At 72.4% G+C, this 11221-nt stretch carries 12 protein-coding genes; 8 read left to right on the top strand and 4 right to left on the bottom strand.

Annotated features, from left to right (window positions below):
- Window positions 1-1559: LuxR C-terminal-related transcriptional regulator (locus tag AB0F81_RS47525; RefSeq protein ID WP_360210389.1), on the top strand; the 1559-nt coding region annotated here is incomplete at its 5' end.
- 52 nt (window positions 1560-1611) lie between these two features.
- On the opposite strand, the gene AB0F81_RS47520 is transcribed toward AB0F81_RS47525, so the two are convergent.
- The 3 genes from AB0F81_RS47520 to AB0F81_RS47510 form a co-directional block, all read right to left on the bottom strand.
- Window positions 1612-2640 (bottom strand): alpha/beta hydrolase, encoded by a 1029-nt coding sequence (locus tag AB0F81_RS47520; protein WP_360210387.1) that lies wholly within the window; start codon window positions 2638-2640, stop codon window positions 1612-1614.
- A 116-nt stretch (window positions 2641-2756) separates the two neighbouring features.
- Complete coding sequence (locus tag AB0F81_RS47515; protein ID WP_360210385.1) at window positions 2757-3203, bottom strand: VOC family protein; 447 nt, start codon at window positions 3201-3203, stop codon at window positions 2757-2759.
- A gap of 2 nt (window positions 3204-3205) precedes the next feature.
- Window positions 3206-4516, bottom strand: a complete 1311-nt coding sequence (locus AB0F81_RS47510) for an NAD(P)/FAD-dependent oxidoreductase (RefSeq protein ID WP_360210383.1) — start codon at window positions 4514-4516, stop codon at window positions 3206-3208.
- Between the two features lie 126 nt (window positions 4517-4642).
- On the opposite strand from AB0F81_RS47510, the gene AB0F81_RS47505 reads away from it, so the two are divergent.
- The 4 genes from AB0F81_RS47505 (at window position 4643) to AB0F81_RS47490 (ending at window position 6969) form a co-directional block, all read left to right on the top strand.
- Window positions 4643-5443, top strand: a complete 801-nt coding sequence (locus tag AB0F81_RS47505) for a metalloregulator ArsR/SmtB family transcription factor (protein ID WP_360210381.1) — start codon at window positions 4643-4645, stop codon at window positions 5441-5443.
- Window positions 5440-6027: a dihydrofolate reductase family protein gene (locus tag AB0F81_RS47500; protein ID WP_360210379.1), complete on the top strand. Its 588-nt coding sequence runs from the start codon at window positions 5440-5442 to the stop codon at window positions 6025-6027. Before AB0F81_RS47505 ends, AB0F81_RS47500 begins: the two co-directional genes overlap by 4 nt.
- Window positions 6028-6069: 42 nt before the next feature.
- Entirely contained in the window at window positions 6070-6363 is a 294-nt protein-coding gene (locus tag AB0F81_RS47495) for a hypothetical protein (RefSeq protein WP_360210377.1), read from the top strand.
- Window positions 6364-6471: 108 nt separating this feature from the next.
- Window positions 6472-6969 (top strand): GNAT family N-acetyltransferase, encoded by a 498-nt coding sequence (locus AB0F81_RS47490; protein WP_360210375.1) that lies wholly within the window; start codon window positions 6472-6474, stop codon window positions 6967-6969.
- A gap of 37 nt (window positions 6970-7006) precedes the next feature.
- On the opposite strand, the gene AB0F81_RS47485 is transcribed toward AB0F81_RS47490, so the two are convergent.
- Window positions 7007-7612, bottom strand: a complete 606-nt coding sequence (locus AB0F81_RS47485) for a VOC family protein (RefSeq protein WP_360210373.1) — start codon at window positions 7610-7612, stop codon at window positions 7007-7009.
- Between the two features lie 259 nt (window positions 7613-7871).
- Between AB0F81_RS47485 and AB0F81_RS47480 the strand changes: the two genes are divergently transcribed.
- From AB0F81_RS47480 to AB0F81_RS47470, 3 genes are read left to right on the top strand one after another with little or no spacing between them, the layout of a single operon-like run.
- On the top strand, window positions 7872-8852 hold the full coding sequence (locus AB0F81_RS47480) for a LacI family DNA-binding transcriptional regulator (RefSeq protein WP_360210371.1): 981 nt from the start codon (window positions 7872-7874) through the stop codon (window positions 8850-8852).
- A gap of 21 nt (window positions 8853-8873) precedes the next feature.
- Entirely contained in the window at window positions 8874-10091 is a 1218-nt protein-coding gene (locus AB0F81_RS47475; protein ID WP_360210369.1) for an extracellular solute-binding protein, read from the top strand.
- Window positions 10088-11134 carry an ABC transporter ATP-binding protein gene (locus tag AB0F81_RS47470; RefSeq protein ID WP_360210367.1) on the top strand — a complete coding sequence of 349 codons (1047 nt, stop codon included), beginning with the start codon at window positions 10088-10090 and terminating at the stop codon, window positions 11132-11134. Before AB0F81_RS47475 ends, AB0F81_RS47470 begins: the two co-directional genes overlap by 4 nt.
- The last annotated feature ends 87 nt before the right edge of the window (window positions 11135-11221 follow it).

The raw sequence follows: 11221 nt of genomic DNA, 5'->3' as shown, positions 1-11221 counted from the left end.
CCGCGGCCTTCCTGCAGCGCGCGGCCGAGCTGACCCGGGACCCGGGCCGCCGCGGCGCGCTGCTGGTGGACGCGGCCGCCGCCCGGGCCGACGCCGGCTCGTACGCGCTGGTCCCGGACCTGCTGGCGGCCGCCGAGATCGCACCGCTCAGCGCCCTGGAACGGGCCCGGGTGGAGCGGTTGCGGGCGCACGTGACGTTCGTGCTCGCGCCCGGCCGCACCGCGGGACCGCCGCTGCTGGCCGCCGCGGACCGGCTGCGCGGCTTCGACCGGGAGGCGGCGCGTGACGCGTTCCTCACCGCGATCGGCGCGGCCGTCTACGCCGGCCGCTTCGGTGAGCAGGACCTGCGCCAGGCCGCCCTGGCCGCCCGCGACGTGCCGTCCGGGGAGAGCTTTCCCGACCTGCTGCTGGCCGGCCTGGTCTCCTGGGTCCTGGACAGCCGGGCGGTGGCGTTGCCGGCGCTGCGCCGGGCGCTGGAGGCGATGGGCTCGCGCGAGGACATCGGCCTGATCTGGCTGGCGTCGCCGGTGGCGCACGAGGTCTACCGGATGGACCTCGCCTACCGGATGAGCGAGCAGGCGGTCGGGTTCGCCCGGGAGACCGGCGCGCTGTCGCTGCTGCCCACCGCCCTGGCGCTGCGGGCCGGCAGCCTGCTCTACGCGGGCCGCTTCGCCGACGCGGCGAACCTGCTCGACGAGGTGGACGCGGTCAGCCAGGCCACCGGCGGGTCGGTCCAGCAGTCGTCGCGGCTGGCGCTGGCCGCGTACCGGGGGCGCAAACGGCCGGCCATGCAGCTGATCGACTCCAAGCTGCGCGACGCCGCCGAGCGCGGCGACGGCCGGCTGCACACGCTGGCCAGTTACGTGAAAGCGGTGCTGCACAACGGCCTGGGCGATCACCAGACCGCGCTGGAGGCGGCCCGCGACGCGGCCGCCTATCAGGATCTGGCGCTGCACGGCTGGCCGCTGAGCGAGCTCGTCGAGGCAGCCGTACGGACCGGCGACATGGCCGCGGCGGCCGAGGCGCGCGACCGGCTCGCCGAACGGACCGCGGTCGCCGGCACCCCGTGGGCGCTCGGCGTGCAGGCGCTCGCCGACGCTCTCGCCGGCCCGCAGAACCGGGCCGAGGACCGGTACCGGGAAGCGGTGGAGCTGCTCACCACCACCGAGACGGCGATCGAGGGGCACCGGGCCCGCCTGCTGTTCGGCGAGTGGCTACGCCGGGCGAACCGCCGCACCGAGGCCCGGCTGCACCTGCGGGTGGCGCACGACGCGTTCACCGCGATGGGCGCGGAGGCGTTCGCCGAGCGGTCCGGGCGGGAGCTGGCCGCCACCGGTGAGACCGTCCGCCGGCAGATCCCGGGCATGTCGCACCAGGCGGCCCTGACCGCGCAGGAGTCGGCGATCGCCCGGCTGGCCGCGGCCGGCCGGACCAACCCGAACATCGCGGCCGCGCTGTTCCTGAGCCCGCGTACCGTCGAGTGGCACCTGCGCAAGGTCTACACCAAGCTCGGCATCGCGTCCCGGCAGGAGCTCGCCTCCAGCCTCCACCTGCGCTGACCTCGATCCGCCACCGGCCGGGTACCTCGCGGTACCCGGCCGGTTCGCCGGGTCAGAGCCGGTCGGCGTCGACGACGGCCCGGGCGAACTCACGCGGGGCCTCCTGCGGCACGTTGTGGCCGACGTCGAAGGTCCGGTGCCGGTACTTGCCGGTGAAGTGGTCCCGGTACGAGCTGCCGTTGCCGGCCGGGGTGAACGGGTCGTACCGGCCGTCGATGGTGATCGTCGGGACGGTGATGTCGGGGTTGTTCTGCAGGCGCGCCTCCAGGGCGGCGTACTCCGGTTCGATCGGCAGCAGGCTCTGCCGCCACCGGTAGTTGCCGATCACGATGGGCACGTAGTCGTCGTTGTGGAAGGCGGCGGCGGTGCGGTCGTACTCGGCGCGGGAGAACTTCCAGGTCGGCGAGTTGAACTTCCAGATGAACTCGCCCATCTCGTACGCGTACTCGGTGAGCCCCTGCACGCCGCGCTCGGTGGCGAAGTAGTACTGGTACCACCAGGCGTTCTCGGCGGCCGGCGGCAGCGGCGTCTTGTTCTTGGCGAGGTTCGTGATCAGGTAACCGGTCACCGAGACCAGGGCCTTGACCCGCTCCGGCCAGAGCGCGGCGATGATGTCGCCGGTCCGCGAGCCCCAGTCGTAACCGGCCAGGATCGCCCGGCGGATTCCCAGGGCGTCCATCAGCGCCAGGATGTCCAGGGCGAAGGCCGCCTGGTCGGCGTTACGCGGGGTGGAGGCCGACCGGAAGGTGGTGGTGCCGTGCCCCCGGAAGTACGGCACCACGACCCGGTAGCCGTGCGCCGCCAGCAGCGGAGCCACGTCGACGTAGCTGTGGATGTCGTACGGGAAGCCGTGCATCAGGATCACCGGGGTGCCGCGGGCCGGGCCGAGCTCGACGTACCCGACGTTGAGCACCCCCGCGTCGATCTGCCGCAGCGGGCCGAAGGCGGGACGGTGCCCGGTGAGCAGCGGGCCGGCGGCGGCCGCCGCGGAGCCGCCCGACACGATCGGGCCGAGCCCGGCGGCGGCCGCGGCCGTGCCGGTGGTGAGCAGGAACTGGCGGCGGGAACTGCTGGTGTCCATGAGGGTCTGTCCTCTCTGGCGGGTGCCTTGGTTCCCTCACGCTCACACGCCGGTGATCCCCCCGGCCCCAGGGAAAGCCACTGGCCCCGGGCACCCGTGCCCCTGGCCGCCGCCGGTCAGCGGCCGGTGGACCGCTCGGTGACCTCCTGCAGCAGGAAGCCGTTGCCGTCCGGGTCACGGAACGAGGCGAACGAGCCGTACGACAACCGCCCCGGATAGAGCCCCGGCACCCGCTTCTCCTCGGCGGCGTGGTGGAAGACCCCGTCCGCGTCGTGGAAGATCTCGCTGACCTCGACACCCCGGGAGATCAGCTCCGCCCGGGCCTGCTCGATGTCGCCGACGATCAGGTGCACGTTCTCCATCGAGCCGGGGGCGGCCGTACCGATGCCGGTGCCGAACACGATCGAGCAGTGCGACCCGGGCGGGGTGACGTGCACGACCCGGAAGTCCGGGCCGCCCACGTAGTCGAGGTCCTCGCGGAAGCCGATCCGCCGGTAGAACTCCTGCGCCCGGTCGACGTCGGCGACCGGGATGACGATCACCTCGAGCAGGTACTCCACCATGATCACACTCCCAGGGCGTCGAAGAAGTGCAGCCAGATCTCGCTGCGGGTGGGGAACGCCGGGATCGCGTGGCGCAGCCGCCGGATCGGCACCTCGCCGACGATCGCGATCGTGGCGGCCTGCAGGAAGTCGGCCACCGAACTGCCCGTGATCGTCACGCCGACCAGCACGTCCCGGTCGGTGTCCACCAGGAACCGGGCGGTGCCCGCGGCCCCGCCGGTGAACGCGCCACCCGCGTTGCCGTCGGTGGGGACGTCGATCACGCGTACGGTCAAGGACGCCGCCGCCGCGCTGGCGCTGGTGTGACCGACCGCGGCCACCTGGGGGTCCGTGAAGATCACCCGCGGTGAGCCGGCGCCGTCGGCGAGATGGCCGAGGGGTTTGAGGCCGCCGAGGATGTCGCCGGCGGCGAGCGCCGCCTGGTACTTCGCCATGTGCGTGAAGAGCGCGCGCCCGTTGAGGTCGCCGACCACGTAGAGCCAGTCCCGCCCGGGCACCCGCATCCGCTCGTCGACCTCGATGAACGTGCCGTCCTGCGGCGCCCGCCCGGCCGCCACCAGCACCTCCTCCGCGCTCACCGTGGACCCGTCGTCGAGGGTGACGGTGACCCGGCCGCCGGCGCGGCGCGCCTCGACCGCCCGACCGGCCCGCAGGTCCACACCCTGCGCGGTGAGCGAGGCGCCGACCTGCTCGGCGACGAAGTCCTCCTCGCGCGGCAGCAGGTGACCGATCAGCGTGACCCGGGCGCCGAGCGACCGGTACGCCTGGCTCATCTCCACGCCGACCACCCCGGCGCCGATGACGATCAGCGACTCCGGGATCCGCTGGGCCGTGGTGGCCTCCCGGTTCGTCCACGGCCGGACCTCGGCCAGCCCGGCGACGGGCGGGAGGGCGGCGCGCGTACCCCCGGCGAGGATGACCGCCCGGCGCGCCTCGATGATCTCGTCGCCGACGGCGACGCGCCGCTCCCCCGCCAGCCGGCCCCAGCCGCGGATCAGGGTGATGCCGCGCTCCGCCAGCCAGGGCAGCTGGCCGGCGTCGTCCAGGTGGCCGATCAGTTCGTCGCGGCGGCGCAGCACGGCGGCGACGTCGAGCTGCCCGTCGAGGGTGACGCCGGGCGTGCGGCGGGCCTCGGCGAGCACCTCAGCCGGGCGCAGCAGGGCCTTCGACGGGATGCACGCGTAGAAGGAGCACTCGCCGCCGACCTTGTCGGCCTCCACGATGGCGACGTCCAGGCCGGCCTGGGCCAGCCGGCCGGCCGCCACCTCACCGCCGGGTCCGGCGCCGATCACCACCACATCGAAAGTTCGCATGCCGACATGGTCGTCCCGGCCGGTGACCGGTCGCCCCAGGGTGCGTCCCTGGCCCACCCGGCCAGTGACCGGTCCGCAGAAAGTATTCCTTGACAAGAATATTCGTTGTGGAGAATGCTTTGGTGCATGGAGGAACTACTCGCCGCGCTCGCCGACCCGGCCCGCTGGCGGCTCGTCACCCTGCTGGCCGAGCGCCCCCGCCCGGTCGGCGTCCTGGCCGAGCTCGCCGGCGCCCGCCAGCCGCAGACCACCAAGCACCTGCAGACCCTGGAGCGCGCCGGCGTCGTCACCTCCCAGCGCACCGGCCAGCGCCGCGTCTACGCGTTGCGGCCCGGGCCGCTGCGCGACCTGGCCGCAACGCTCGGCCGGCTCGCCGCCGACGCCGAGCACAACAGCACAACCTTCGAGAGGTACGGCGTGAGCCTCGGCGCCGAGCGACTGGCCGCGGACGCACCGGGCTGGGCCGACGGCCGCTCGTTCCGGTTCCAGCGGTCCCTGACCGAGGCACCCGAGCTGGTCTGGCGCCACCTCACCGACGCGGCCTTGCTCGCCGGCTGGTGGACGCCCGACGACCTGCTCGTCTCCGAGCTGGTCTTCGAGGCCCACCCCGGCGGGCGGATCGTCCAGGAATACCGCGACGCCGACGACTCCGAGGTCGTCGGCCGGGCGGAGGGCGCCGTCGACGTGGCCCACCCGCACGACCGTCTCGCCTACCACCTCTCCCCGCTGCTGCCCGGCGGCGGGCTCGCCTTCACCGCCCACGTCGAGCTCACCCTGCGCCGCACCGGCGCCGGCACCGAGCTCGACGTCGACTACCGCGTGACCGACAGCACCACCGACTCCGCCGACTTCATCGCGGGCATCGAGATCGGCTTCGGCCAGAGCCTCGACAAGCTCGCCCGATCCCTCACGAGGAGCCCGCAATGACCCGCCGCGTGACCGCCAACATGACCCTGTCCCTCGACGGCCGCTACGCCCACCCGGACCACCCGATCGACATGAGCTGGGTGATGCCCTACGCGGTGACCGACGTCGCCCGCGACCACATGACCCGTCTCTGGAAGCCCGCCACGACCGCCCTGCTCGGCCGGGTCAACGCCGAGGGCTTCCTCGGCTACTGGCCCACCATCATCGGCACAGCCGGCGCCGACCCGCGCGACGAGGCTTTCGCGCAGTGGCTCGTCGACACCGAGAAGGTGGTGCTCTCCTCCACGCTGGGCGCGGCGCCGTGGGAGCACGCCACCGTCACCGACAGGCCGGCGACCGAGGTGGTCGCCGGCCTGCGGTCCACCGAGGGCGGCGACATCGCTGTGCTGAACAGCGTCAGCGTCATCAAGCCGCTGCTCGCCGCGGACCAGGTCGACCGCCTGTCGCTGGTGATCGTCCCGCGCTTCCTGGGCGGCGGCCCGCGCCTCTTCGACGACGGCCTGCCCACGAACAGCTGGTCACTCACCAGCCAGGCCGCCGGCGACCACGGCACGCTCGCCCTGGTCTACGACCGCATCCGCTAGCGCCGGTGGATGGGGTCTCGCCCACTCAGTTACCGAGACGCGGTGGGGCTGCTCGGTGTGCCGGACAATCCGCTGGTCAAGGTGTTCAGCGGTCGTGCCATCAGTAGACGAGTAGCCGGGATAGTGGAGAACTGGCGGCGACAGGCGCTGCTGTGGAGGAGCCAACTCGACTCGGCCGACAGCAAGGCGATCTGGCAGGTTCTGCGCGTCGCATGGCGTCTCGACACCGACCCGACGCGTCTGGAGGTGCGGCCCCGAGGACGGCACGGACGTCGGCATCTACGAGTCATTGCCCTGGCCGCCCGATGTCCGCCCGGCCACCCGGCAACCTCATGAGCTGGGTGATCAGGCCGTGTTCTCTTTCCACCGGACAGTGCACCCTCGGCAGAGGGAACTGCTGCTCCGCTGCCTTGTCGAGGACGCGCGACGTTTAGGGTGTGCCGGATGACGATCGAACTGTGGTCGGCGGACGGGCGGCTGCGGCTGCGCCCCTGGTCCGCCGGCGACCTGCCGGCGGTGGTGGCCGCCGCCGGTGACCCGCTGCTGCGGCGGTGGACCAGCCTGCCCGCGCCGGACGTCGCGGAGGCCGAGCGCTGGCTCGGCGCGCAGGACCACGGCTGGGCGTCCGGCGAGCGTCTGAGCTTCGCGGTCCACGACGGGGACCGGCTGGCCGGCGGCGTGGTCCTGAAGAACGCCGAGCGGGCCGAGGCCGGCTATTGGACTGTCGCGGCGTTCCGCGGCCGGGGCGTGGCGCCCCGCGCGCTTGAGGCGATCTGCGGGTGGGCGCGCGCCGCCGGCCGCACCGAGCTCGACCTCATGCATCAGGTCGACAACGCCGCCTCGTGCCGGGTCGCGGAGAAGAGCGGGTTCGAGCTGCGCCGGGTTCTGCCGGCTCAGCCGCCGTTCCCCCGCGCCGGCCACCTGCACACCCGGCAGCTGTGAGTCCGGGCCTCCCGCGGCGCGGGAGGCCCGGAGAGCGTCAGGCGCCGAGGCCGGCGGCCTTGGCCATGTAGGCGGCGTACCACGCGGGCCATGCCTCGTCGTAGTGGCCGAGCTCCTTCTCGTGCTCGCCGTGCGCCGTGGCCGCCTCGCGCAGCGCCTTCTCCACCTCGGCGGCCGAGCCGTAGACGACGTGGCTGATCCGCCCGGGCCGGCGCTGGGTGACCTCCTGCAGGAAGAAGACGTTGCCGTCCGGGTCGGTGAAGGACAGGAACGAGCCGTACGACTGCCGGTCCGGATGCGGGCCGGCCACCCGGTCCACGACGCCGGCGTGGTGGAAGACCCCGCCCGCGTCGTGGAAGATCTCGCTCGGCGAAGCTCCGCGCTCGGCGAGGAGAGCCCGGGCCGCGACGATGTCGTCGACGATCATGTGCACGCTCTGCGCGGTGCCGGGTGTCTCCTCGGTGATCCCGGACCCGATGATGATCGAGGCAGCCGAGCCGGGCGGGGTGAGGTGCACGACCCGGAAGCCGCCCGGGCCCGCGTAGTCGACGTCCTCACGGAAGCCGATCCGGCGGTAGAACTCCTTGGCCCGGTCCACGTCCGAGACCGGCAGCACCACTACCTCGATCTTGAAGTCCACCATTGCCCTGCCCTCCAGCGGTTGAAGCGATCGACGGACTCACTCTCGCGCCGCGGCCCCTGGCGCCGCCCCCGTCAGACACCCTGGCCGGGTCACTGGGTGGCGTTGAGGACGCGTCGGGCGCCGTCCGGCAGGGCGAAGTCGAGGGCGGCCAGGTTGGAGCCGAGCTGTCCGGCGCTGCTTGACAATATTCCGGAAACGATTCCAGACTGGCCGACAACCCATCGATCTCCATCGAAAGATCACAGGGGGGATTTCGGCCGTGGCGGTGACGATCAAGGACGTGGCGCGGCTCGCCGGGGTGTCGCCGTCCTCGGTCTGCCGGGCCCTGGCCAACCCCGACCAGGTGCGCCCGGAGACCCGCGAGCGGGTGCACAGCGCCGCCCGCAACCTCGGCTACTACCCGAACCGGGCCGCCCGCGGTCTGATCACCGGCCGGACCGGCAACATCGGCGTGGTCCTGCCGGACCTGGCGAACCCGTTCTTCCCCAGCGTGGTCAAGTCGATCCAGACCCAGGCCCGCCGGTTCGACTACGCCGTCTTCCTCAGCGACACCGACGAGGACCCGGCCGTGGAGGTCCCGCTCATCCGGGCCCTCGCCAAGCAGGTCGACGGGTTCCTGCTCTGCTCACCCCGCGCCGGCGACGACGAGATCAAGGCGTTCGCCGGGCAGACCCCGATGGTGGTGCTCAACCGGCGGATCAACTCCTTCCCGTCGGTCACCGCGGACAGCGCGGACGGGATGCGCCAGGCGGTGGCACATCTGCACGCGCTCGGGCACCGGCGGGTGGCGTACGTGGCCGGCCCGCGCACCTCCTGGTCCAACCGGGACCGGCTCCGCGGCCTGAAGAACGCCACCACCTCGTACGGAATGGATCTGGTCGAGATCGGCAACGTGGCGCCGACCGTGGAGGGCGGCACCGCCGTGGCCGACCTGGTGATCGCCTCGCCGGCGACCGCCGTGCTCGCCTACAACGACCTGGTCGCGCTCGGCCTGCTGAACCGCCTGCAGGCTCGCGGCGTCGACGTGCCCGGCCGGATCAGCGTCGTCGGCTTCGACGACATCCTGCTCGCCGGCCTGGTCAACCCCGGGCTGACCACGGTCGCCATCGCCAAGGAACACATCGGCCGGGTCGGGGTGGAGCTCCTCCTCGAACTGATGGCCGACGGGGAGCGCCCCGCCACCGCCCGCCGGGTGCTGCCCACCCAGCTCATCGTGCGCGGCTCCACCGGCCCGCGCTAACTCCATCCCCAGGAGACCACCATGCCGTCCAGCAGACGCCAGTTCCTCACTCTCGGTGCAGTAGCCGTCACCGTTCCGCTGATCGGGGCATGCAGCCCACCGGAGTCGAACAACGACTCCGGCACCACCGGCGGCACCGTGCCGGACAAGCCGGCCCAGCCGGTGACCGTCAACGCCCTCGACGTGGCCGGCAACCTCCAGCTCACCCAGGGCATGATCGACGACTTCGTGGCCAGGAACGGCGAGGTGATCAGCAAGGTCACCTACACCAAGGCGACCGCCCCCGAGCTGGTCGGCAAGATCAAGGCGCAGCAGGACGCCGGCCGGGTCGACATCGACCTGGTGCTGACCGGGGTGGACGGCCTCGCCGCCGGCATCGACCAGGGACTGTGGACCCCGCTGCTGCCCACCCACGCGGCCCGGCTCAGCGGCATGCAGAACTACCTGCCCGGCGCGGCCAACATGCAGAAACTCGCCGGCGACCACGGGGTCACGGTCACCTACTACCCCTCCGGGCCGCTGATCGAGTACCTGCCGTCGCGGGTGCCCACCCCGCCGAAGAACGCGCAGGCGCTGCTCGACTACGCCAAGGCCAACAAGGGCGCGGTGCAGTACGCCCGGCCGTCCAACTCCGGCCCCGGCCGCACGCTGCTGATGGGGTTGCCGTACCTGCTCGGCGACGCCGACCCGAAGGACCCGGTGAAGGGCTGGGACAAGACCTGGGCCTACCTGAAGGAGCTCGACGCCCAGATCACCCTCTACCCGTCCAGCACCAGCGAGACGATGAAGAACCTGGCCAACGGCTCGGCAAAGATCATCGCGTCGACGACCGGCTGGGACATCAACCCGCGCGTGCTCGGCACCGTGCCGAAGGAGGCGCAGGTCGGCACCCTGGAGGGCTTCCACTGGGTCACCGACGCGCACTACGCGGTCATCCCCAAGGGCGTCCCGGTCGACAAGCAGGCCGCCCTGCTCCTGCTGCTCAACTGGATGCTCACCCCGGAACAGCAGGCCAAGGCCTACGACAAGGGCTACTTCTACCCCGGTCCGGCGATCAAGGACGTGCCGCTGTCGATGGCGCCGGCCGACAGCCAGCAGGCCATCAGTGAGTTCGGCCGCCCGGAGTACGAGCAGCTCATCGCCGACAACCCGCTGGAGGTGCCGCTGGACGCGAAGGCCCTGGTCGCCGCGTTCGACCGCTGGGACCGGGAGATCGGCGGCTCGAAGGTGAAGAAGTGACCGGTTTCGAGCGGCTCCGCCTGGACGGGGTGACCCGCCGGTTCGCCGGCGTGGACGCCCTGGCCGACCTGAACCTGGAGATCCGGCGGGGCGAGTTCATCGCCCTGCTGGGTCCCTCCGGCTGTGGCAAGTCCACCGCGCTCAACTGCCTGGCCGGGCTGCTGCCGCTCACCGCCGGCAGCATCTGGCGCGACGACACCCGCCTGGACACGTTGCCGCCGGAGAAGCGGGGCTTCGGGATGGTCTTCCAGAACTACGCGCTGTTCCCGCACATGTCCGTACAGAAGAATGTCTCTTTCGGTCTCCAGATGCGCGGCGTGCCGCGCGCTGAGGCCCGGCGCCGCACCGCGGACGCGATCCGCCTGGTGCATCTGGAGGAGCACGCGACCAAGCTGCCCGGCCAGCTCTCCGGCGGGCAGCAGCAGCGGGTCGCGATCGCCCGCGCCGTGGTGGTCGAACCCTCGCTGGTCCTGATGGACGAGCCGCTGTCCAACCTCGACGCGAAGCTGCGGCTGGAGATGCGCACCGAGATCCGCCGGCTGCATCAGGCGCTCGGCCTGACCACCGTCTACGTCACGCACGACCAGGAGGAGGCGCTATCACTTTCGGACCGCCTCGTGGTGCTGCGCGACGGCCGCGTGCAGCAGATCGGCACCCCGGAGGAGGTGCACACCCGGCCGGCCAACCGGCACGTCGCCGATTTCATCGGCTTCCGCAATCTGCTGCCGGGTCGCGCCGACGGCGCGTTCATCAAGATCAACCCCTCGGGGGTACGGGTGAAGGGCACCGTCGTCGGCACCGTGGGTGACGGCGACCCGGTCGTCGCGGCGATCCGCCCCGAGGACGTCAGCCTCGCCGGCGACCTGGACGTCACCGTGGAGGTCGTCGAGTACCAGGGCCGGGAGGTCGCCGCCGAGGTCCGCACCACCGACGGCGTGATGCTGCACCTGCGCACCGACAAACGGCTCGCGCCCGGCGACCCGTTACGGGTGGGCTTCCCGCCGGACCGGCTGCTGATCTTCCCGGCCGAGGAGCCGGCATGACACTCCCTGTGTCAACCTCAGGCAGCGAGCAGATCGTTTTGTCCAGGTTGAATGAGGCGTACGGCGTTGCCGTGCCGGGCGGGATCG

Origin of the sequence: Actinoplanes sp. NPDC024001 (assembly GCF_040638955.1) — a bacterium.
Taxonomy (GTDB): domain Bacteria; phylum Actinomycetota; class Actinomycetes; order Mycobacteriales; family Micromonosporaceae; genus Actinoplanes.
The sequence above is the reverse complement of the archived record's forward strand: the minus strand, read 5'-3'. Positions and strand labels throughout refer to the sequence as shown.